This is a genomic window from uncultured Oceanisphaera sp. (genome assembly GCF_947495715.1).
Lineage (GTDB): Bacteria > Pseudomonadota > Gammaproteobacteria > Enterobacterales > Aeromonadaceae > Oceanimonas > Oceanimonas sediminis.
The window spans coordinates 1-24,549 of sequence record NZ_CANLZU010000028.1; the positions used below are offsets into that span (position 1 = coordinate 1).

General features: G+C 52.0%; 12 protein-coding genes and 1 pseudogene. 6 read left to right on the plus strand and 7 right to left on the minus strand.

The annotated features are described in order from the left end of the window. Nucleotides 1-128 precede the first annotated feature (128 nt). Nucleotides 129-362: an excisionase gene (locus Q0753_RS15220; RefSeq protein WP_298723045.1), complete on the minus strand. Its 234-nt coding sequence runs from the start codon at nucleotides 360-362 to the stop codon at nucleotides 129-131. A 244-nt stretch (nucleotides 363-606) separates the two neighbouring features. On the opposite strand from Q0753_RS15220, the gene Q0753_RS15225 reads away from it, so the two are divergent. From Q0753_RS15225 to Q0753_RS15245, 5 genes are all read left to right on the plus strand, one after another. Further along, nucleotides 607-1,710, plus strand: coding sequence for a hypothetical protein (locus Q0753_RS15225; RefSeq protein WP_298723048.1), 1,104 nt, complete (start codon nucleotides 607-609; stop codon nucleotides 1,708-1,710). Between the two features lie 245 nt (nucleotides 1,711-1,955). Then, complete coding sequence (locus tag Q0753_RS15230) at nucleotides 1,956-3,464, plus strand: DUF262 domain-containing protein (RefSeq protein WP_298723051.1); 1,509 nt, start codon at nucleotides 1,956-1,958, stop codon at nucleotides 3,462-3,464. Continuing rightward, nucleotides 3,457-5,415 (plus strand): DUF262 domain-containing protein, encoded by a 1,959-nt coding sequence (locus Q0753_RS15235; protein WP_298723053.1) that lies wholly within the window; start codon nucleotides 3,457-3,459, stop codon nucleotides 5,413-5,415. The genes Q0753_RS15230 and Q0753_RS15235 overlap by 8 nt, the downstream gene beginning before the upstream one ends. Before the next feature lie 314 nt (nucleotides 5,416-5,729). Next, on the plus strand, nucleotides 5,730-6,131 hold the full coding sequence (locus Q0753_RS15240) for a hypothetical protein (protein ID WP_298723055.1): 402 nt from the start codon (nucleotides 5,730-5,732) through the stop codon (nucleotides 6,129-6,131). 757 nt (nucleotides 6,132-6,888) lie between these two features. Continuing rightward, nucleotides 6,889-7,134, plus strand: a complete 246-nt coding sequence (locus Q0753_RS15245; protein WP_298723057.1) for a hypothetical protein — start codon at nucleotides 6,889-6,891, stop codon at nucleotides 7,132-7,134. 1,392 nt (nucleotides 7,135-8,526) lie between these two features. Here Q0753_RS15245 and Q0753_RS15250 read toward each other — a convergent pair. From Q0753_RS15250 to Q0753_RS15260, 3 genes and pseudogenes are all read right to left on the minus strand, one after another. After that, a complete protein-coding gene (locus Q0753_RS15250) occupies nucleotides 8,527-8,835 on the minus strand; it encodes an ATP-binding protein (protein ID WP_298723059.1) in 309 nt (102 codons plus the stop codon). A 215-nt stretch (nucleotides 8,836-9,050) separates the two neighbouring features. After that, nucleotides 9,051-9,541: pseudogene (locus tag Q0753_RS15255) on the minus strand (IS21 family transposase); the annotation flags it as partial. 440 nt (nucleotides 9,542-9,981) lie between these two features. Further along, nucleotides 9,982-11,475, minus strand: a complete 1,494-nt coding sequence (locus Q0753_RS15260) for a hypothetical protein (protein ID WP_298723061.1) — start codon at nucleotides 11,473-11,475, stop codon at nucleotides 9,982-9,984. Between the two features lie 242 nt (nucleotides 11,476-11,717). On the opposite strand from Q0753_RS15260, the gene Q0753_RS15265 reads away from it, so the two are divergent. Beyond that, nucleotides 11,718-11,975, plus strand: coding sequence for a RidA family protein (locus Q0753_RS15265; protein WP_298723091.1), 258 nt, complete (start codon nucleotides 11,718-11,720; stop codon nucleotides 11,973-11,975). Nucleotides 11,976-12,075: 100 nt separating this feature from the next. On the opposite strand, the gene Q0753_RS15270 is transcribed toward Q0753_RS15265, so the two are convergent. The 3 genes from Q0753_RS15270 to Q0753_RS15280 form a co-directional block, all read right to left on the minus strand. Beyond that, nucleotides 12,076-18,330: a DEAD/DEAH box helicase gene (locus Q0753_RS15270; protein WP_298723063.1), complete on the minus strand. Its 6,255-nt coding sequence runs from the start codon at nucleotides 18,328-18,330 to the stop codon at nucleotides 12,076-12,078. Then, on the minus strand, nucleotides 18,330-21,638 hold the full coding sequence (locus Q0753_RS15275; RefSeq protein ID WP_298723065.1) for an STY4851/ECs_5259 family protein: 3,309 nt from the start codon (nucleotides 21,636-21,638) through the stop codon (nucleotides 18,330-18,332). Before Q0753_RS15275 ends, Q0753_RS15270 begins: the two co-directional genes overlap by 1 nt. A gap of 784 nt (nucleotides 21,639-22,422) precedes the next feature. After that, complete coding sequence (locus Q0753_RS15280) at nucleotides 22,423-24,543, minus strand: dynamin family protein (RefSeq protein ID WP_298723067.1); 2,121 nt, start codon at nucleotides 24,541-24,543, stop codon at nucleotides 22,423-22,425. Between the last annotated feature and the right edge of the window lie 6 nt (nucleotides 24,544-24,549).

Genomic DNA, 24,549 nt, shown 5'->3' on the forward strand with positions numbered 1-24,549 from the left:
CAGCTACTGACTGAAGTTTCAATGTTGCTAAAGGGAGTAGGAAGTGAATTCCACATACGTTATACGTGATTGCTTATGTCTTACCATTCCGCTTATCTAATTTCAGGTATAAGTTGGCGGTATTGATATTATGAGATCGTTTTCTTGCCATAATTTAGGATGCTCGCAACTAAAGGGTCGGTGCTGGCTGGGGCCTCAGTCAATCCAACATATTTGGCATTTTCATCAACCATCCATCGGCCTGCAAATTTTACCGGAGGCGGGTAGATTTGCCCGGTTTTTGCATATCCGGATAAAGTGGTGTTGCTGACCTTTATAGCAAAATTATTTTTTGCCCACTCTTGAATAGTGATGAACATCATTCAGACCTCTTGGTATTTTCCTGGGCTTCCCTACTTTGGTGACATTGAGGAAAACCACAGTTTCCAATCTTTAAATCCATTATGCGCTCATCTCTCAATCGAGCAACTTGGCTAATTTGAGGAAATAGTGAATTGGACGGACACTGGGTCATTGATTGGATGCAACCTCACTTAAAGCGGGCTGAAGATCTACGTGGTCGTGCCGTTAATAAGAAGTACTAAACCTAAAACTCAGGAGAAGCGGATGGGACTTTCTACAATATGGAATCGTGCGAAAAAGGCGGTGTTGCTGATCACCGTGCTGGTGGGGGCAGTTGCCATTCTGCCCAGAGCCTGGGATGCCTTTCAGATCCTGGTACTGGATGATACGGCCCGCATGATCGAGTATCGCCTGAAATCGCTTTCTCCCGACCAGTATGCGTTAGCCATTCAGGACGCTCTGTCTGAAGCAGACATGGATCTCGCGTTGTCTTTGGCCACGCTGGCGACACAACAAGATGTTGCGCTGCCTCCAGAGTTGTTGGAAGAGCTGGAGCGGCAGCAGGGATTTTTTCAAACCTCTGCCCGGGTTGGCAAGGATGTGTGGACCGGGGTCAGTACGGGTGAAGCCAACAGTATGGCTGGCCTCAGTGCGGCCATGGTCAGTGATATGGCGGTAATCGGAGATGTCAGGGATCTGGTTAACCAGGCGAAGCTCTGGCCTGAGCATGATCCGGTGATTCTGGCACTGGCCGGCACCGGAACCCTGCTAACGGCTGCCACGGTGACCACCATGGGAGGAACTGCTGCAGCCAGAGGCGGGGTGTCGCTTATCAAGGTGGCCAGAAAAACAGGAAAACTGAGCAAGGGGCTTGCCAGTCAAATTTCAAAAATCAGCAAGGACGTCATCAACAGCAAGGCATTACGGTCATTTTCCGACCAGGCAAAAAGTATGAATATGTCTCAACTGACCAGTGGTCGTTATTGGGATGAGTTGAGCGAAGCATCTCGGAAAATCATTTCCCGCAAGAAATCCGCCGAGCTGGTGGATGCCGGCGGCAGCATTAAAAATATTGGCTCCAACACAAGTCTTAAGGGGGCACTGGATGCCTTGGACAAGGCGGGTACGGTGAAGGAGTTGCGCCGATTGGAGAAGGTATCCAGCACGCTCGGTGATGGCTTTCGCGGTGCCCTGAAGGTACTTCCGGACATTGGAAAAAGCGTTTACCGGCTTTTTTCGCTGCTGTTCTCCTTATTGTCATCCTTGGTGATGGCCGTCATCTGGCTGATATATTCACTCTGGGTGACGATGAAGTGGCTGGGTGGGATCAGCCTGCCGTTCAGGCGTTTTACCTTGCCCTGGCGGTAACTGTTCCGCCCTCACTGCGGGGATACTACATCTGCTTGAATATTGCACTGTCCGCTTTCGACGCTGTAAGCGGCAGTGCTTTTTTGTCGGGAAACAGGCGACGTATTCAGTCGCTCGAATGGAACATTCTGATCCACATTCAGATTGGTCTCATACAAGCCCGCTAGGCATAATGTTTACCAATGCTGGCTGAGATCTTTGCGACATCACGACAGCCGCTTAATGGAAAAGGAGCACGGATAAAAATGGAAATGGTTGCTCAGCTAGAGCGTGGAAAGCAAATAAGTCAGGTGCAGACAAATCCTGTTCAGGTGAAAGTGTTAGGGTTTGATGAGCTACGCCAGCTCGATTATTCGCTGCAGCTGGACAACTATCAGCGGCCCTATGTGTGGGGGAAAGACAAGGTCGGGCAGTTGTTGGATGATCTCAATGCCTTTACCGGGCAGAGTGAACAGACCGACTACTATCTGGGTACTCTGTTGCTGCACCGTCAGTGCGCTAAAAAGGCACTGTTTGTTATAGACGGCCAGCAACGGCTCAGCACCCTGGCAGTGCTGCACCATGCGTTGCACCAAACCATGCCAGACCGGCTGGATTTTCACTATCGTTCGCCCCGGTCGGTAGTCAACCTGCAGGGGGCAAAACAACTGATGACATCCCAAAGACTGGCGCTGCTCCAGGATGTTTTTCAGCGTTTACGTTTTACGGTGATCATCGTTGATCGAGAGGATCTGGCTTTTACCTTTTTCGATACCCAGAACAACAGGGGGGTACCACTGGCTGCCACCGATCTGCTCAAGGCTTATCATCTAAGGGCTATTGGTGGCGAACGGGGTGAAGCTTTGCAGGCAGAATGCGCCCGGTTATGGGAAGGAGTTCAGCAATCGGGCAAAGCGAGGCGCGGCCGGTCAGACTTTGCCCCCAAATTATTTAACCGCTATCTGTGGCGAGCACGCAACTGGCGAGGATCGCATCATATAGAGCTGGAGCAGCATGACGGCTTGCTGGAAACCTTTCAGCAGCAAAGCTTGAAGAGTGAGGAGGAAAATAGTATTCCGCTTTATCCTGGACGACATAACCAGTTTGCAACCCGGCTGACTATGCAGGAAAGCGATAACTATCAGCTCGAGCTAAACCCGGTTCGTATTGGCAGTCATGCCGCCAGGTTACCCTTTTCTCTGCGACAGCCTATTCATCAGGGAGTAGGATTTTTTCTTTACACTCAGAAATATGCTGCCCTGATCGATGAGTTATGGCATCAGCCTACAAACTGCTTCGAGGTAAAGACTTTACGCTGTTTTTATCAGCGGGTGGTGTTGTCAAATGCTGGCTATTTACGTGAGCTGTTCGACCTGGCCCTGCTGATGTATGTGGATCAGTTTGGTGAAGAGCGTATGGTGGAGTTTGCACTGGCGTTTGAACTTGTGCTTTGTGGTATTCGCCTTGAGAAGAGATCTGTTTATGACAGCACTCCGAGAAAGTACCTACGTGAAGCGGATCATAACCTGCTGGATATCATTGCCGGTGCCTATCGTCCAGAGGAAGTGCTGGTTGTACTGCAAGGACAGCAGAAATGGCTTATCAATAGCAGCCGTTTGTTGGAAAGTATCACTAGGGGACAGGGGGTTCGAGGTCGTTATCTTTCAGCTTGGGTTAACTATCTGGATGATGAAAAGTGGCAAGCAATTGCACTGCCTCCAGAGTTTGAACAATTGCTTAACCAATATCGAAACAAGGAAAGTACCCATGCATAACTCCATGCTTGTAAGTCTGGAGCAGGTAATTGAGCAGAAGCTGCTGTTCAATGTTCCCATCTATCAGCGTTTGTATGTATGGGGGCCTGAGCAGATTAAGACCTTGCTCGACGATCTGGTGGCTGCCTGTAAAGCAGGCAAGGATGTGTTCTATCTGGGCGGCACTCTGGTGATTGAACAGGAAAACACAGGCTTCATTGACCCTGTTCTTGATTTGATTGACGGCCAGCAACGCTTCACCACCCTCTGGTTGCTCAGTATCGCCCTTGAGCGGTTGATCAAGCAACGTCAAAGCCAGGAAGTGAACCACTTGTCTGAATATCGCATGGTGGAGATGAACGACTCACACCAGCCACGTATTCGTTTTGCCATTCGGCCCGAGGTTAGCCGGTTTTTTGATGCATTGCTGCACGGAGAGACATTACCGGATAATACCCATGCTGATGTATTAAGCCATGCCATCAGTGAGATGGAGGGGTATTTCGGTAAGCATACTGAACTGTGTTTAACCGATATTAGCCATTTTATTCGTCATCGCGTCCAGCTAGTGCTGACCCGAGTGCCTGTTAACACCGATCTTAACAAGTTATTTGAGGTCATCAACAATCGTGGCGCGCAGCTGCAGCATCACGATATTCTCAAGGCGAGACTGCTGGAGTTGATTGAAGATGATCAGCAACGGGAGATCCATGCTCAGCTTTGGGATGCCTGCGCCTACATGAATGATTATGTAGAGAAAAATCTAGCAAGTGCGACTGGAGTAAAGTTGGCACCCTGGTATCGGCAGGATGACGATACTGCTGATCCCTTGGCCACAGCAGGCTGTGTGCGTGGCGCACTGCAAAGCCTGAGTTCAGGCCATCAGAATCGAGTTTTCACTCTTGCCGACATTCTTGAAGGTAATGTTGCTGTTGATCCAGCATCGGTCAATAAATACGAACAAACTACTCAGGTGCGTAGCATCATTAGTTTTCCCGTGTTGTTGCAGCATGTGCTACGTATTTTTTTGCATCAGCAGCACCAGACAGACATTGAGCATATTCTCGACAAGGAGCTGCTGACCATTTTTGATGAACACTGGTTGGCGATGCATAAGCCAGGTGGCAGTGAAGTCATGGCCTTTATTGGTTTGCTCTGGCAATGCCGTTACTTGTTTGACAAACATGTGATCAAATGGGTGGATGATAATGGTGAAGACCGTCTGGTTATCAGACCATTACGGCTTAACGAGAATAGTCTGGTACGTGATCAAAGCAATGCCAATAGCTCACTCAGCATGTTACAAAGCATGCTTTATCACTCCCAACAACTGACCACCCAGTACTGGCTGACGCCACTGCTGAATTACCTGCTGCAGTTTGGTGGCCAGGAGGTACTGACGTATCTGAAATATCTGGATAATCGGTTGCTGTGTACGAGCACCGGCCAGAGCCTGATGGACAGAACACGGCACTTTTTGAAAGAGCCTTGGTTTGATGGTCACTCATTAATGGACATGGAAGGTGCTTTGAGTGCCAGCCACGGCACCGGCTTTTGGCACTACTGGTTCTACAAACTGGAGTACATCTTGTGGGACCGTTACCGAGAGGAAAAAGGATCAGCCTGGCAGGCATTCAGAATGACGGCGAAAAACTCGGTAGAGCATGTGTCACCGCAGCAACCGGAAGGCTGTGACAGCAATGTACTGCAAAAGCTGGTGGATAACTTCGGTAACCTGGCACTGGTGTCCCGGGGCATTAACTCTGAATATGGCAACAAACCATATGTGGAGAAGCGAGCGCGTTTTCGCGAGCGTAATGCAGCCCGAGCTGACTCTCTGAAGCTGTGGCTGATCTACGAACACGAGAGCTGGAATGATGATTTTGCCTTGGAGCATCAGAATAGGATGATAAAAGAATACGCCTATTACTTTGAACAGGTGGAGCACGCAGCGTTAAAGGTCCGCACATAATGCTAAGCTCATCGACTTCCCTGAATTATGCCCGGTCAGTGTCGGACTGAGGAGGGTTACGGTAATTTCATTGCAGGGCATCGGCCAACATCCAGCACCACGGGCTCACCTAATCGATGAGCCTGTGGTGCTTGGCATGTTTTGACCTTCTCGGTTGAACCGGATAATTCTACCCCGGTAGAATGGAGTCAATTGGGTTTTTCCAGGTTCCTGAAAGCACGGAAATAACAGCAATCAGTCACACTCACATCTATTCGCTACAGGGGCGTCAATGGCTGAGTGGCCTTAAAACCGCACACAACGTTGGAACCAATGTGATTGACACCTTAACTCGTCTGATTGCGGAATGTGAGCAACAACATGTGGCCGTCGATACCAACTTCGAGGCGGAGGTAGCAAAGCTCAGGAAAAGCCCACCCGCAACACCTCCCTTAGGCAACAAAACGCCGGGCAAGGCTCAGCCTTCTGTAACTACCTATACACGTGACCCTGCAGTGGTCGCCTGGATACTGAATAACGCGGCGGGAATCTGTGAATGCTGCGATAAGCCGGCCCCCTTCCAACGAGAAGACGGCACTCCCTATCTGGAGGTTCACCAGGTTCAACGGTTAACCGATAAGGGAGAGGACATCATCAACAATACCTTGCCCTGTGCTCTAACTTCCATAGAGAGCTTCATTACGGCGCAGATAAACAAAGCTTGGCGCATGAGCTGAGAGCCAAGCACTCCCGGCTAACCAGTAAGTAAAACACTCTCCTTTTGAAAAAGTCGTTATAGGGCGAATAACTATCCATATTGCGACCTTTTTACCTCATCCCGATGATTGAGTAAGCCCCCGAAACCACTGGATTTTTTTCATTAAGGCCGGAAAGGCGAGTAACTGTACTTTTAACGCTCTCCTGGTGACAGTTATTCGCCTTTTGGTGAATTGGAAGGGAATGTCGCGAGAAAAATCGCATTTCTGTAGCACCTAAACAAAACTTGTTTCGGTACCGTACCGCGACAAGTAGATATACTGTTTAGATACCCCCCTTTGGCGAGTCTGGATTTGGGGGTTGCTCGTGAAAAATCCTTCAGGAAGCCTCGAAAACAGCAGTATTTCGTAGTACCTAAACAAGGCTTGTGGCGGAACCGTACCGCGACAAGTAGGTATACTGTTTAGATACCCCCCTTTGGCAGGTCTGGATTTGGGGGTTGCTCGTGAAATTCTCCCCTCATGACTGTCAAATTACAACCCAACCTCAATTAGACGAACCTTGTTTTATGACCCGTATGTGAACATGCCTGCTTGTTTTGGAACCCATTAAAAAACATACATGTTGAGCAACCCGTTGCTAGCTGCACGGATCTTATGTGTGGGGTTGCTAAACAAGTAGGTACTTGTTCTGGTACGGGGTCAGTGTCCCGCCAGCCACTACTTGTCCCAGAGGGGTAGCGCGACATGTAGATAGTTAATGTTCTGGAGGCAGGTAATGGCAAAAGAGATTTCGGCGAGCAAAGCGGCCCTGAACGAAGAGAGAGAAGACGATCAGGTAGTGTGGGGTGCGATATGGGAAGAGCCGGACGTGCTGGTGCTGGACGGTATGGATCTGGTGGATATCGGCAGAAGGCAACTGAAGCGAAATCTGCTGGCCTGGGCAACTCGGGTCGCGGAAGATTTTTGGTCGAGAAAGCGGAAAATGAGTACGAAAAGATTCGCAGGTGCAGCGACCACTTGAAGACCATGTTGGCTCCGACCCGGGGACACACTCAAACCCTGCTCAATCACGAGGACGGGAAGGCAGGATAATCAAGCCGGTCAACTCAGGTGGAGTAAATCCGGTAACTTGGATGTATTCGGAGAAGTAAGCTGGGCATAGATACGGGCGATAAGGGTGTCTGTCAGTGAGCAAGAGCGATACGGGGAAAGCAGAGGTGGCTCTGCTGATACGGGCCCCTAGCCGGCGAGTAGCCGGCTTTTCTGTGCGCCGCAGATGCGCAGATGGTTTAGAGGGCCTTTACGGGCCTCCTGCCGCAAGATCGTTGTTCAGAGAGCAAATCCCCAAAGAGGGTCAGAAAGTGCTCAGATTCGGGTGATTCCGGCGTTTTAAGGGGGTATTGGGTTGTGATGGCTGTTCAGATTGCCGATACAGTATCAGGTTCAGGTCTCTCGCAGGCGTCGAGCCCGGACTGCTAACCCCGAAGTGATGACTGCACCAAGCAGTGTCCAATCCCCCTGGCCGGCACCGGCTCACAGGGGTTCGATGGTCTTGCTGGCACTCACTCCCCTCTCCATTCAGCTCACATTTAACCACGCCCGCCAGGACAGACGACTCCCTCATCGATACTGGACCGAGACTGCGGACACGCCGGCCCGCTCTTGGTCGAACTGGACCGAGAAAATAGAGGCGTCTCTACGGACGAACCCGAGGAGCCCTGACCTATACGCGGAGTTAGATGAGCCAGGCTTTTGCCAAGAAACATCTCGGTCGGCACCGGACGGCCTGCAGACTTCAGAGCACACCCACAATCCGACGTCGACATGAACCCTAGCGCCACGGGCAACCACACCGTCGACAGCGGACATTGATTCATCTACTCATCGGTACCCGACAAACCGCACAGTCGAAACCAGACAGCGCGCGCAAGAGCGCAAGGTTCAAAGTCAGTGACAGGTTCGCCTGGCCACGCGGATCCGGTATTCAGGTACACAGCTTCACGGTCGACACCGGACTGACGCTCAACAAGACAAACATGAAGTAACCTGGATGCACGGCATTTCTGCCCGGAAACAGGGTTTTTTCTATCTTGCTCCACACGGATGACCGAACAATACGGTCGATATCGGACCGGCAACCATCACTGAGCTGTAGTAGTCAGACGGACCCAGGCGACGATGCGGCAACAGCAGAAACACCGATGTCGATAAGCCCCTCTTGAGCCTGGTCAGGGAATGGGTCATTTAAGATTTGTCGGCACAGGCCAATTTTCATTTGGTCACAAATGAGGAGTGCCACACAATGGAGCCTGAGTGATCAAAGATCTATGGGCAGCTGGCTGATCACCAAGGTCGAGCTGGCGCCATCGCGGTCGTCCATGATTCTCCATCAGTCCGTTACGGTGCGTTGCCGTCAGCGGCTCCAGTCCCCAAGAGCCAGCCGGGCTATCTGCGTCTGGCTGATGTTGCGTGGGTGCTGATAATCGATGTCGTGTACTGTGGCTGCCAGCTTGAAGCGGGCCTTACCTGCCAGCTGGCCATGTTTGCGTTGCTCTCGGCTTAGGGTTTCCTTCTCCATCTGCAGACCCAGCCGCTCCACGAACGGCAGGGACTCGTAAGTGCCGGTTTGCTCCTGCTGGGTTTGCTCCTGCTGGGTTTGCAGGGTGTGGGCCATGCCGCTGAGTTTAAGCTGGCGCAGTTGTGCCAGAAGTTGCGTGCTCATAACAGGGATCCTTGTGGGTGAGTTAGTGGAAGCTGCGGGGGCCGCGGATGTTTTCATGTTGCTGAGGCGGTTCAGCCTACACCGTCAGTGTCTCCGGCAGGCGATCGCGCTGGCTGGTGAGGATCGACTTGATCTGTTTAAGCTGGTTCGGGGTCCATTGCTGCTGCTTCTGATTACGCTTGGGCATGTGGCTAGCCTCAGTGGTGGTATCGGGCTTGGTGCAGCTCATAGGTGCTGGCACAGATGATGGACACGGTCTTACCGCAGTAGTCGACGAAGCACTTTCACCCGCCAGGTGGGTGTGCCACATTGAGCGTTTCTGCTGACCGCACCAGTGACGGTAGCGGTTACAGAACTGGGAGTTGCTGTAGCAGCGATTGGGATAGTGCTGGGTGTACTCTTCCCACAGTAACTGCTTGGTCATGCCCTTGCATTCTTGGTGGAGGGCGGCCCTATCGGACTGGGCGTCTCGGGCCGATGCGGTGGTGTCAGCGGCAGGATAAAACAGCCGGGCCAGCTTGCTGTCGTCGAGGTCGTCGGGCAAGGGCCAGACTAGGCTGAGCTCATCGGCCTTGCGCAGCAGCTTCTGAATGGCCCCGACACTGATTTTGGTGCTTTCCCGGATCTGCCTTATCGACAGCCCGGCAGCAAGCCGCAGGCGTAGCACCTCTCTGATTTTACGCATTGTCATCTTCTTGGCTGGCATATCCTCTCCCTGAAAATAGGAAAAGGATATCAAACAATTTAAAAATCAATGCGTTAAGAACAATTCCGGCGGAAGGTGAACAGTAATTCCTAAAAACTCGGCAAAACTGTTCATTTTGGGCTGGAACAGGTGTTCACGTTGAACTGGAATGGCTGTTCACCATGGGCCAGAATATGCTAGCACTATTGTCGACGCTGACGGTCAGCTCACCTTTACTAGGGAACAACTGTTCACCAGACCTTCACAGGCCGCCGCCATTATTGTGGGTTAACCCATTAATGGCCGTACCAACTGGATCGATGAGCAAGGACGCAGTCTTAAAGATTTCGAAGGGCAAACGGCTCCCTGACCAAGGAGATAAGATTAGCGAGCAATGGAGTGAAGCGTTTTTCTGTAATTTGTAAGTAATTGTCTAGCCGCGACAAACGCCGCGGCTAATTTCAATCGTTTGCCATGGTTTTTTTCACGCGCCGGATATAGCGATACATAGTCGACACCGCCACGCCAAAGTATTTGGCCTCGGTTTGTACAGTGGCGTTGCCCTGCTCAATACGCTCGATGGCATTCATCACTTGTCGATCAGTCAACACTCCCGCCCTTGCCATGCGAGCTCGAGTGAAATCCCATGCAGCCTGAAACTGCTGAGCGGTAGATGCAGCAAATCCGGCCTGCTGCAAGGCCGCATCGAGCACCACCTTGACCTGCTTGTATGACCACCCGGAAATTTCATCGACCTCAACAAAGGTAACTCCTGCCTGTACAAAGGCGGCACGTTTGATGTCATCGTGGCGCAATGTCTCTTCATGTTTGGCCTGGGCTTGACTCCAAGTATTGAGGCCGGGCATTAGCACAGGTCTGTGATGCAATGCACCTTGGTACTCGACCACAATACGGTAACGATCACACCAGCCATCTACTCGCAGGTGTTGGCCGGTGAGTTTGCATAAAAAGGGCGGGGTCATGTCTTCAGCAAACTGGATTTCCTTACCTAACTGTTGTGTAAGCAGGTGCGCCACCATGGATACACTGCGTTTTTCATTTAAGCGGTTATGACGGCGGGCGCGGGTACAGAAGCCGCAGCCAACATCATCATTGATCAGGCTGTTCACCATCACAGCTCGTTTTTTTGCTAGACAGCCCCGGCATTCCAGTTCCACCTTTGACTGCACTGTGAGTTTGTCTCCCTGCGAGGCATTGTGATGAAGGGACAAAATTCTAAAACCACAGGCCTCGGCCTTGGTTTCAACTTTCTCCCGTGTAGTGTGATTTTCCCGGCGAAAGGATAGGGGCACGATGTGACGCAAGAGCAGACCAACGGTGGTGACACTGCAACCAGCCTCATTAGCAATGGCCTGGTAGGTAACGTAGCGTGACTGTCCTTCTGCCAGTTGTCGGGACTGGATGGTCATGCCGATCTGAATCAGGTGCTCGGTGTCGGAGGCCTTTTCGGTGGGCGTTCTTGGCTTCGGGCCAGTTTTTTTTCGCTCGAACGTGATGAGTCCGCGATCCAGGTAGTCGCGCAACCTCCTAGCGAGGTGTTTGCTACAGAGGCCATGGAGTTTGGCGATCTGATGGCCTGATTCCTCGGGGTTTGCATGAGTGTAAATGATCGCATCGATCATTTTATTTACGGCAGCATCGGTGCAGCCGGCTTGGTACGCCGCCAGCTCAGTCAGCTGTGTAGGCCGTAGCGGTCTCCCCAGCAGCTTGCCATTGCGGTAGTTAAGGCGCAAGGCATAGTAATCGGTTGGCTGTTTGGCCATGTAGGCTTCATACAAGCGTTTCAGGGTTCGGGTATCATGGTGAAAGAGCTTGCGAACGGCATTGACCGACAAACCACTCAACAGCGCCAGCATGATTTCTGCCTTGCGTCGCACGTTGTCATCAGTGCTGCACAGATCACGGTACAAGTCGATGAGATTGGGAGTAGACATCAGAAGTTACCTTATGGTTTTGGGTAAGAATGATAATAAAAAACCTAGTTCGGTACTGTATGTATGTCCAGTATAATTTGTTCCTAGTTCAGTGGTAGGGAAAGAGCTAGATAGTGTTCCTACCATGAGTTTCGGCGACTTGAGAGCAGCACAATGGACTAGTTTTCGCTGGTTGAGGCCGAGCGTCGGTCGAATTTACTGTCCGGGGTTTTGCTGACTACTACAAAGATCGCAGCGAGGGCATTACCGAGCAGACCCGTACCATGCTGGCCAAGGTTGATGCCCTGCTGGCCGAAGTGGACAGTGACCGCAATCATCTGCTGAGCGCCACCATTTATGTACAGGACATGAGCCTGTTTGCCGAAATGAACAAGCTATGGGATGCCTGGATACCGGCTGGTCACGCCCCCGCCCGGGCCTGCGTAGAAGCGGCCATGGCTAGCCCCGAGTTGCTGGTGGAAATCTCGGTGACCGCCGCCATACTCGAAGCCCGAGCCTGAACGCCCAAAATAATACCCTCATACCAGACGGTGATTAGGGTATTCTGACGCAGCCTAAGGATCGGTTAACCGATCCCCAAATTTTCTTAAATGATCGCTGTTACTCCATGACACAGCTGATGTATGTCGGCCATTCCCCCCGCTGCTGCATGCGAGCATACGAATATTTTTCGAACAACTGCTGAAGTTGCTCATCGTCAGTAGCACTGAAGTCGAAGTTCATCTGGTCACGGTATGGCATTCTGGCCCTCCAGTAACCCATGCCCTGATCGAGCAGTATCTTGCTGACCTTGCCTGATGCCCATTCAACTGTAATCACCCGGCCATGCAACAGCTCGTAAGCTTTGTTCATCATGGTGATGTTCGGTGAAATATTAAGCTGCTCTTTCAGCCAATGCTCGATAACGGCTTTTTGGTCATCCGGGTGTGTCCAGTCATGGGATATCTGGTAACTCGGCTGACTGGGGTTTGAAGCGAGAGTTTGTATAGTCAGCGACTGTAGTTTGTCGCCAGTAAACAGCTCAAGAAATCCGTTAAGAAGCATCAGTGACCACGGTGACTTGAGGTAACGATCCGAATAGCTGACCGATACTGCATCGTCACTGGAGAGCAGGTCAGACAGTTCAGGCATGTGCTCCTTCAGCAGGGCTTCTAGCCTTGTCTTCAGCGTGTTAACTGGGCCATCCAGTTGGGAAGTGATTTCAACAATACGTGCTCCCTGCACAGTCCGGTGCCAGTCGGAAGTGTCAATAGATCCTCCTTGAACGGTGGCTGCTTGCTCGCTGGTTACCCAAACTGCATCTGTCAGGCCTTTCAGCCAATCTTCTCCCGGTACGCCGGCATGGTCTGAGCTGCAATAGAGGCTTCTGGCTTTGGTTTGAGATGAGAGCTGTGCAATCAGGTAAGGCTGACTCAGTACATTGCTGTCCAGTTTGACCAGTTCAATTCCCATACGAGTAAGTAACGAGAGGGTTTCCCTATTCTCTTCGCTCAATTTGTTGGGTTCGCTAATGCCGATACGTACCTTGAGTTTTTCGGCAATGGCCCAGGTCAGCACCTGCTCTCTGAAGCCAGGATAATCGAGATCCCACTCAACCTGTTCACCATGCAGGCACAGCAGCAGTGAAATGGTTTCGTCGGTACGATCCAGAGAGTTAATGGCTTGGGTCAGATCACGAGTAGGACCCATGGAGCAATACCGGGCACCATTTATGCCTGTAAAGATATCGGGTAGTGTCAAATGTTCGACCAGCTCGGCGTTGGTTAACCACTCAAGCGCCAGCTTGCGATCCAGCTCTTCGCGCTCAACACGACTGTCCTGGCTGGCAAGACAATGTGAGCAGATATTTTCGCAGTCTACCGGACACTGCAGATGCCCCTTGGCTGCTTTAAGCAGCTCGGTGACATCGTTTAACCCCTCCAGCACAAACCCGGCACCACCACTGACTTCGTCAAATAGCTGGATTACCGCACGGCCTTCGTTACTGTCCTGATCCCGATCGAAGCGATAGCTGAAGCCCATTTCACTGCTGGCAATCCCTAAGCGATTGGCGATGACATCACGGATGGCCACTCCGAGCGTTGTCGCGATCACTCGCCCAGCAGGAGTATCTGGCAGCCACTCCTTGGTGAGCGGATTGCGAAGGAATATTTCCAGCACATCCGTGCGTATCTGGTACCCCAGGTGCAGGTGAGTTTGTACCGCCTCGCCGGAGCAGTCTTTTTCTTTCCGGCTTCCTGCAAGCCCGCCTACCGGCCGGTGATCCCTGCCTGCTTCCAGCTCTTTTGGCACTCCCCCGGAGGCGAGCATGGACTCGGCCCGTCCGCAGGTCAGGCAAACGGCGTAACCTTGCTCATGTTCGCCGGACGAGTGGTAAAACACACTGCCTTCGTGGCCAAAACGTGCAAAACCACAGCGGTGATCCGGCAGGGCGATATTTTCGCCATTAACCTGAATACGGGGGCGTTCAATCCTTATAAATTTCTGGGAAGTGACGTCGTTGGTAGTTTCTTCATAAAAATCGGTCACAAAGCCACCCGGCCGTAGAACCCGACGTCGTCCATCGAATGCAATTGCGGTGTGGCAATGAGAGCAGTGCAAGTCTGCATTGTTGGAATAGGCGTTTTCAATCACCCCTGAATGGCCACATTCCTTACATTGCCAGGCTATATCAAATTTCTGGGCTTCATTAACCTGTCCATTCCCGTGCCACTGCAGACTGACGCCGGCGGAACGATATACACGACCGTCGATGACTATCTGAGAGCCGGGAGCGTATTCGCGAATGGCCATGTTCAGGCTGCGAGAGGGCATTTCCTTGCTGTCGAAGACATTATCCTCCCGGCTATCTTCCTGCTTGTTCTTCTTGTTCAGAAAGTCTTCGACGTTATAGGTTTTCAGGCTCACCACATCGGTGGGGAAGCCGTAACCGGGCAGAAATGCATAAGATGCCAGGTGCCGTAGCAGATACTCGTTGGCATGGCGGTGTTGCTCAAGGGCGAGGGCGCGCCGGTAGGGGCCTTCAGGAGCCGCTTGCAGCTTCTGGCTGATATTGTCGTACTCGCCTGTCCAGCGATCTTCCAGTGCGCTTAATGCCTGTCTGGTTTCACCGGTAATGACGTTCAGGGCTCTGCCTTCAAGGCTGGTGCCCCGGATCAGTTGCTTGACCGGCTCGCTGAACTCTTCCGGGCTGGCCTCCAACCAGGCCAGAAACTGCTTGCAGGGGGAGTCCTCCGGGGTGAAAAACCAGTGCAGGGTCAGCTTGGTACGATCACCATCATTGCTGCTGTGCCGGCGCAGATACAGCGCCAGCAGCAAGGAGTTGACATGCCGCTGTACGATGCGGCCTGAGCTGAGCGTGATATTGGGGGCCGGAATGGCGGTAACAAACGGCCATTTGGGGTTGGCAAAGGCCCGCTGATTATGGGGATCGGCCTTGCACAGGGTATAGGCGATGGCGCGGGCCTCGCTGCGCCGTCCGGCCCGGCCAGCCCGCTGCAGGTAGTTGGCGGGGTGGGGAGGCAAGTTGTTCATGACCACGGCGGAAATCCCACCGATGTCCACACCCATTTCCATGGTGGTAGAGCAGTTCAGCACGTTGATATCACCACGCTTGAAGGCTTCTACATAGTCATCCAGCCGTTTGGCCGATTGCTGGGCCGAGTGCTCGGCGGTGCGGTAGTAAAAGCCGCCTTCCACGGTACGGTCGTTGATATCCGTCCACAGATTTTCCTGGCGTAAACTGGTAATGTCAGCATTCTGGGCTACCAACTGGCGGATCTGCGCTTGCTTGGAAACCGGGCTGCCGTCTGCTAACAAGGTACTCAAGGCGGGCAGCTTAACATGTTGACAACGGTAATCCCGATTCTGCATTTTTTGAGGCAGATAAGGCGTCAGCCCACGGAAAGTGGTATCGAAAATACGGCGGGTCAGCGGACAGACCCAACCTTCCGTTGGCAGTGAAAAGGTCAGTGTTTCCAGCTTCAGCCTGCGGCCAATGTCAGATTCCGCAATAATGCTGTCACTAGACCTTGTGAGCTCTTTCCAGGCCGCTGCCAGCCAGCTGTTAATCTTGTCAGCATCCGCATTAAGGCGGTGGTTTAGCCCTGTGGCTTGTTCCAGCAGTTTGACAAGGCGGTGGGGAGTGCCTGGCTTTATTTGCGGCCACATTCTGATGGTGCTGCTTTCCACGGTATCGCTGTTGGGCGGGAACAGTGCCTTGGGGGAGAAGCGGCTGCCCATCCAGCGTCGCATTCGGTTTTCCATTGGGATAAAGGTGTTTTCCCGGACATAAAAGTCCAGGGCCACCTTGAGAAAGTTACGCCAATCCTGCAGTGTCAGCGGTGTGCGTGGCGCATTCATGTTGCCAGTGGCCGGAATGGCTTTAGTTTCGGTCCAGAGTGGTGGGGTAGTGGAAACTTTCTCCAGCCCCTGATAACCCACTTTGATCAGTCCCAGGGTTTCGGTGCTGTTCTGGTTTTTGGGCCTCCGTGAAAACTCACGGGCCAACAGCAGGCGTGCCATGGTCAGGCCGCCCTCATTACCATCGAACAGTGCCGGGTTGGCATAGCGGTTATAGCGCAGAATGAACTGCTCAATATCCTTGGTAGCTGCCAGTTCCCTTACCATTTCCGGCCAGGAAAGCTGTATGGGGGGAGAAGGTGGTGGTATCAGCGCTTCTGCTGTTGCACGAGTTTCTTTTGCAGCCTCATATTGATTAATGCGCTCTAGCATAGCTGCAGTTTCAAGTAGTTTTTGATAACCAGCTGGTGGCTCAGTTTTTTGTTGGTTCTGTAAGGCTTGAGCACTTCTCAACACTTCAAATGCCAGCCCGCGTAGCCGTGAGCGCTCGGCTTCCTGTTGCATGCGAACCGCCATACGCGCCGTGCCCTGGCGACTATCGGTAAAAGTGATCAGCTTGCGGCCACGGCCCGGCAACTCTTCCGGTGAACGGCCCTCGCAATCCTTCTTGTCTGGATCCGGGCAGAACTCCAGCACGGTGGGTACCGCATTGGCGACATAGAAGGGGGCGCCCAGATAGGCCTTTTTCAGAAAATCACTGGTGCCGGTTTTGGTAGCATGCCCACACTGGTTGCAGCAAACCTGATGTTCTATTGTGCTTAGAATATTGATGTTGATATTGCGGGGGGCATTTACTGCCCCAAGCCTTTGGGTCTCTAAATCCAGACTAAACGGTAAGTACGCTCCATTTTCACCTTTAGAGCCGGCAATAATCAGTTGCTGAATACTGGGTTTATGAGGATCGGTATCAGCTTCTGAACTTTCATTCTCATCTTCATGATTCAGGGCAAATTCATCACCGGCATAGGGACTGGGCTGATGCAAAATGCCATTCCTGTCCTCGGCCAGCAGGTGCGGGGTTTTGCAGTCACCACAAAAGCCCAGTTCATAGACGGGGGCGTGGCACTCACAGCGGGAACGCTGGTTTACATAGACGTTGCCGAAGGGCCAGTCCTGCAGATGTTGAGATTTTTTGCTGCATTGTGGATCAACGCAGGCCCAGAGACCATGCAGCATGCGCTGGAACAGGTGGGCTCTGAGTTTAAGAAAGGGGGGGTGCTCTTTTTCCTGATGGGTGCCGGTCATCAGGTCAACCCAGTCGAGCATTTCCTGCTGCTGCTCCAGCCGGCTGCTGCCCTGCAGCTGATCGGCCACCACTTTTATCAAATCGTTCAGGTCGAGTGGCTTGTCAGAGCTGACCATGGCATGCCGCAACCGCCTGGCGATATGGCTCTGGCAAAGGGCCTCGAAGCGGGCTGGGGAAACAGTGTTCTCCGGTTCGATATCGCGGAGGGCCTGCAGGCCGATGTTTTTAGCAGGAGAATTAACATCAAGGTCAGGCCACTTGCGCGATCCATCAATAACCTCAACATGGTCGAGAGGCACACCGGCAAGGTCGGCCAGATAGCGCTGCAGACGCTCCTTTGCATCGGCACCGGCAATGGTGGCCGAGGTGGCGACAAAGCGGATTTGCTCGGAGGTTCTGCCAAATGCCTGTACGACCCGACGCAGTAGCAACGACAGCTCTGCCGCCTGGGAGCCGACATAGGTATGCGCCTCGTCGAGCACAATCCAGCGCAGGGATTGTTGTTGTCTTGAGATTTCCAGAATCGGATTATCGACCTGGCGCACCAGCATGTATTCCAGCATGGTGGCGTTGGTCATCAGTATGGGAGCGGGTTCCCTGCGCAGCAGCTCACGGGACAGGATCTGGTTTGATTTTTTGTTTTGTTCCCTGCGGATTTTGTCGGCGCGTTCTTCAGTTTTGCCGTTGTACAGGCAGAAACGGATATTGTTGCCATATTGACGGGTCCAGGCGTCGAGACGTTCCTGCTGGGAGTTAATCAGGGCGTTGAGGGGGTAGAGAAAGAGGGCGCGAACACCGACCAGTGCTTCTTTTTTCTGCTCATGCTCTCGTATCAAGTCTTCAAGAATCGGCACCATAAAGCATTCGGTTTTCCCCGAACCTGTGCCTGTAGTGATCACCGCCGAGCGCGGTTTTTCATCCAGCAGTGTGCGCCAGGCATGTAGCTGGTGCACATAAGGGTGAGCGGTTTTGGGGAACTGATAAGCGGGTGCCTTTTCCAGTGTGTTGAGCAGACTGGGCGACAGCAGCTCATTCTGCAGGTCTTGCAGTTGCAAGTCAGATTCGTGCCAGCCAAAGGTGTGCTCAAACACCGGTGGTGCCAGAAAGCAGCCATCCGCTCCCAGCTCATTCACCATGCTTTGGCTCAGGTGCTGGCGCAAACCAGCATGATTGATGCCGAGTACGCTCAAAGTTGCTTCACGGGTGCGATCCAGGCTTTGTTCGATCAGACTTCTGAAATAGCGCATTAGAGTTCCTGTTTTGTGTTTGGTGATGCAAGCAGATAAGACACCATCAGGGCATGCACCGGCATAAACCAGCCTTGGCGGTCGAAGTCGGCAACAATGCGAATGGCAAACTTCAGATAAGCGTGGGTAGCCGGTAAGTCGGTAATCTTGGCCCGGCCTGCAGTCACAAAAGCCATAAAGATGGGCAGATAGGTGACCGCATCGGTAAAGTCGACCAAGGATAAGGCTTTTACCTGTGGTGGAAGGGTCTGCTTCTGTATCCAGCTGGTCAGCTCGCTGCTCAGTTGAGTTGGCCAGTTACGGTTGTCGGCATGCAGCCGGCGCAGATCCTGATACCAGAATGGCAGGATCTGTTCTGGCGATATTGTCGTCAGAGAATAGCGGTTTCCTGTGCTCAGATAATCTCCCAGATAGTCGAACCCGGATACGATGGATCTCAGCACACTGGCGCGGTTCGACACCAGATTGTTGATCAGTACTTCTGGTAGCCCAGTCTGTAACATGCTTTTGTGAAATAACTGGTTAGCTTTTACCCAGAGCGGAAGTGGGATGGTTTCCCAGATAACTGCGAGCTCATCACGTATACGGGAGCAGAAGACTTCATCCAGTTCGAGACGGAATACTGCAAAGCTCAATGCTTCCGGGGTTCGTGCAAGAGCTTTCCAGGCTTCAAAGGATGACAGTGGCAGGTGGCGATAGTTTTGCTTCAAATCGGCTAGGTACTGCCAGCCGCTGTGGTTGAAGTTTTCCGCCATGGCTGCAACCTGCTCGTCAATGACGTGTGGATTGTGCACCGGATGGAAAAGCTCGGCTGCTCGGTGCAGAGACGTGGCGTGAACGTCTGAACCTTCGTTGTTTTCCGGAGCGAGATACAGGGCCGGGCGAAAGTGAACGGCTGAACTTTTTGACGGATAGATAAGCCACGGGCCGCAGGATTGCATAACCGACGGGACTTCAAAGCTACCGGTGCCTATGTACTCGGTAGTTTTTTCGTTCAGCAGCAAAGGGGTACGTTTGGGATCGGATAGCAGCATGGCCTCGGTTTTTGCACCATCCAGTACGATCTTATTGGAAGCGTTGCATATAAAAAATTCATCACGCCCTTCCCACTGCATATGACCGTTGTAACGGCGAATATCGAGTTTTAGCAAAGGCTGCCCGGTTTCGAGGGAAAGTCTGATATAGGCATCCTGTTCGTTTACTGCTCCCAGCATATTCTGTATATCGTTCAGGTAGCTGAACAGGCTGAGCATAACCGGCTTTGAGCCGACCTGAATGCTGAAGATGCGCTTGGGATGGGGCTGCTCTGTACTTATCAGTTGTAACTGCAGGTGAAAGGTTTGCCCTTGTGGCTGGCCGGAAGTCAGTACAATGCGATGCCCCAACAGTTCATTTAATGTCAGCTCAAATGCTGATGATGGGTTGTCGTTTTGATCCAGCAGACGTGCCCCTTGGTAGGGGTAGGGGAGACGAAGCTGTACGGGTGGCAAGTTCTGGCCTACTTCGAGAGTAAACGAAGAAGGTGGGGTTTCAGCGAGATGCTGAAGGTACAGAGTATGTTCAGCTTGCTGTACTTTCAGGCTATTGCTGGCGATGTGCAAGTCTAGTTCGGCTGCTCCTTTAGCAAACAGGCGAGCCGGGTGATCCGGTGATTCGGGAAAGAGAGAAATACTAAAATCTCTTGGCAGTACACCAAAACGCCTGTGAAGCAGTAATGCGCCAGAACGGGTACGCACTGAATAGCGAACTGCACCCCAGTTGTGAGGTTGTTGCCGATCGAGCGGTTGGCCGTTGACGAACTCCAGTAATTCTTCTTTTACATAGGGAAAGCCATCTGGCAACTCCAGTTTTGGCCATCCCATATAAACCATGGAAGGGATAGTGTCATAGAGTGCGAAAACACCGGTGAGAATAGGCTTCTCGCTGTTTTCGCTTTCCTGTTTTAATGTGATGGAATAATGTTCATCACCCCTTGCCAGTGAGAGTGATTCGCTGGATTCCACCCAGAGACCTTGTTCCTGATCTTCACCCAGAACAAATTGGTCCTTGCTGTCGCTATTGAGGGTAAAGCCTAGTGGAACTCGCAACCGAATCAGGTCTGATGTCAGAGAACAGCTGGAAGAGGCAATCAGCTGCCAGCGCTCGGAGCGATGCTCAAATATCAATGGTGCTTCAATGTAATCAAGGGCACTGTCATCAAAGAACAAGCAGTGCACCATATAGCCGTTGTCCAGCAAGCGCAGGCTGATGGGCTCATCAACTTTGCGTCGCTCTAGAGTGACCTGAGTGTTGCTGAACCGGACGTTAATACCTTGCTCAGTGATCTGTCCATATACAGCTGGTCCCCTTGCCAGCAAGTGTTCACCTTCGTAATAAGCCAGCTCAAGGCGTGTGCTGTTCAGACTTTTTACATCTATTTGGATCATGGTCTCAGCGGGAAGAGTCAGCTCCGTGCGTACAGACCATTGGAGTGGTGTGCCGTGCAAAAAATGTTCACAAGTGAAGGCCTTGGCTTTTTCCAGGGCTTCTTTGCGCTCTTGGCGTTTTTGACCAGCATCCCGCAGCCACTCATTCAGTAACAGGCGAGCATTATTTTCATCCAGGGGGATAGGAAAGGTGTTGGCCCAGCCGGGAGCAACCTGATCAAGATAGCCTGTGGGGTCTTGTTGATCTTTGAGGGGATACTGTTCTGCCAGATACATCAGCTGATCAACGATACCAGCCAGGAGCTGTCGGGTTTCTAGGTTACGAAACAATAAGGGTAGTTCGTTTTCAAAGTCCGCCATCAGATCGGCAGTTGTTCTGCGATTGCCTTCAGTTCGATAAAAATGCCTGATGCCACGGTGAACAGCTTTACCAAAACCATGAGAAGTACTTTGTACCAAGGGCCAGGGAAGACCCCCTTCGGCAAAAAGTGAGCCCAGCCAATCGTTGCCATTTTCACGGGAGCGTATCGGTCTTTGCCAGTAGGACAGGCCTATGGATGTCAGCGAGGCCCGGTGTTGGGGTGACAGTTCAGTTTCAAGTACTCCCTCGGCGCCAGACCAAGACCATGAAGAGTTGTAATCGCGACGGTAGTGTTCACTTACAAACAAGCAGAAGCATGCTGACAGATGTACCGAACTGGAGGAGTAATAGCTTTTTTTAAAGTTGGAAATGAGGAGATTAATGAGAGAGCGATACTCATGTTCGGTAACGTGATAACTATAGAGAGGCTTACCATTTGGACCTTTGAATAGCGCCCGGCTAAATAAAAGCTCACTGAGCCATGCTTTGGGGGACATGGAGTTGATAGAGGTAGCAGTCATCTTAAAGGCCCGTCCACTTTATGATTTTTGTACTTTTTGGGTGACTTTATTTTCGGTGTGTTGAGATTGGTAGCTTTGGGGTTAGCTCAAATTCCGATATTTGCAGAGTCGTGAAAAAGTAGAATTTTTTGTTGCAGAATAACGGAAAAACATGTTAATTGGCTAGTGCTTTGGAACAGTGTTTGGAAATTTTTTGTTACTGGTGGTATTAATAAAAAAGCCTTAATTCGCAGTAATGCCGTTCACTTAAGGAGTTCTTGACCGATCTTGCATGGTTGACAAAACTGGATGAACACTGGTCATTGGATTTTTGTTGCTGCATTCTGACACGCTTGCTCGTAATGCACTATTAATCAAATCAGATCTGGGGCAGGCTGTATCTACAGGGCTTGGTAGCTTTAGCTGACCGGCTGGCGAACAGGCATAGCGAGCTCGATGACCTTGTTCATTAACTTCACTCTGCCAGAACTTGGCCGACATGGCCGTTGTAGCTACTCAGTTTACGCTTAGGACGCACCAGTTGTTTGTAACGAGACATTGCCGTTTCTGCCAGCGAACGCAGATAGCATTCGCGAGTATCGTTAGCGTCATCGCCTAAAACATGAAGTAACTGACGCCGTAAGGGGTTGATCATGGGGGGGACAGATAGTTCACTGAATTGAATTTAGGAAACAACGCCACTACAACTAATACAACTCAGCTCAGTGCAGAAATTTGTTTTTTCATGTGCTCTTTCCTTTTTGGTATGTAAAGGGCCGCACGGCTCAGTACGGCCCGACATCAATTACAACTGCTGGTTCTTTTCAATCAGCTGCAGCAGCTGGCTGTAGTGTTCCAGTTGTTGCTGGCGCTGGCTGAAGTCGTGCTTGAGCTTGTCGAGCTCTTTGCGTAGATCTTGGGTGAGGCTGTTTGCCAGGGTAGCGGAGACCGTCTTGAGTGCATCGTTCAGGCGGTTTTCTCCTTCACCAACACTTTGGCCAAGGCGCACAAACACCTGTTGCAGGGTTTCTGCCAGGGTATTGCGCAGTGAGTCGATGTCGCTGCCTTTTACTTCCCCTTGAAAACGGCTGCTGATCATGTCGGCCATATTGCCGGTTTCCAGCTCCAGGGGCGACAGTTTCAGCTTTTCAATACCGTGATCCAGAATGGTACGAAAGCTTTGTGGGTCGAACTGTTCACTCTTGGTGTCCAGCACATCCAGCAGGCTGGCTTTCAGCTCGTTTTTCAGGGCGCTGGGATTTATCAGTCGGTTAAAGCTGTGCTCAATGTCCTGCTTGCAGAGCTGGGCATATTTGCGTACCTGCTCGGCGGCATCGGCACTGTTGGCAAACTGATAGCTTTCGTAGTCGGTATACCAGACGGTTTCACTGCTGCCCCAGGAAAAGGGGTTATACCATCTGGAAGTGCTGACGGTTTTTGGGCGCGGAATGGACTTAGTACCGGTTTGGGTATGAACCTGCTGGTAGTCTGCTGCCTGCTGCTCAAGCGATGCCATCAGTTCGCTGGTGGCTTGATTGATTCGCTGAATATTCTGGCGAATGTGCTGTTTGAGCAGCATGTCGAAGTTGCCGATGCGTTGTTCACACTGAGCCTGTTGCTGCTGAAGCTCGTTGATATCTCCCGTTTCCAGCTTGTTACGGCGGCTTTCAACGGCTTCTTGCAGCAACTGTAGCCGGTGTTGCCACTGCTCCCAAGTATGGCTGGCTATGCCGTCCCGTTGGGCATCCAGCAGGGGCTGGCGATCGGCTCTGGCCTGCTCATAGGCTTTTTGCAGGGTGGCAAAGTTGCCAATACGCAGCCAGTCTTGTTGAGTGAACTGGTAGCCGTTCCACTCGTTTTCGGCCATCTCTGTCAGCTCGCTGTGGCTGTGCTGCATGGATCGCCCCCATTTTTCCAGAGGCAGGCAGGCAAAGCCGTGAGCAAAGGTACTGGCAAATACCGGCTTTTTCATCTCGCTTAGCATGGCGGCAATCTCGGTCTGGCCGCGCTGCTCCCGTTGCGTTACCAACTCCTGTATTTTTTTCTCGGCTCCCCGGCCCAGGCGCTCAAGAATGTTTTGCTCGGTGTCGGCAAGGGAGGCTCTGTCGTAGCCATCATCCAGAATGGCACCGTCGAGCTGTCCGGCCACGAGCACCATGCGTTTTACGCCCTTGCCGGGCAGTTGCTCGCTCAGCAGGTTCATGTCGGATTGATCGAGAAACTGGCTGGCCCGTGACAGGAAAAACACCACATCGCACTCGGCCATGTAGTCCCGGGTTTTTTGAGTACGGCTTTGAATGGGATCATTCATGCCGGGGGTATCGACCACCTCGTAGCCGCGCAGCTCTTTTCGGGGCAGATAAAGATGGGTCATTTTTACCAGAGCGGTATAGCAGCCGTTTTCACCCACATAGTCGTTCAGCAGCTTTAGCAGTTCGTCATTATCGACGGCAGAAAGAGTTTCTGTGCTGCCGTGGCGCAGTTTTTCCGCCACGTTCAGCTCATATTTGTTCACCAGGGCCATCAGCTCTTTGGCTACCTTGGTCTGAGCGCTGTCGCCCGGCAGGGCGGCGGCCTTTTCCAGCGCCTGCCATTCTTCCAGGCTGTAATACTCCACCACCAGCCTTGGTTCTTCACCATAGGTAATACGGGTGAGGTTGGCGGTTTTGGGAGTGGCAGCCTCGGGCAGCACCGGCTCGCCATTAAACAGCAGGGCGTTTAAAAAGGTGCTCTTGCCGGCCTTTACCTGCCCCATAATGCCAATGCTCAGCCGCTGCTCTTCGGCGGAAAAACGGGAAATTTTATCCGCCAGCTCCTGCTTCAGCTCCAGCAGGCTTTCGGTTTCGGTAAAGCCACTGGCCTGCTCGGAAAACTGAGAGCAGAGATCGCTGATCTTATCCTGCAGATTATTTAAGTTGATATTCATTGTTAT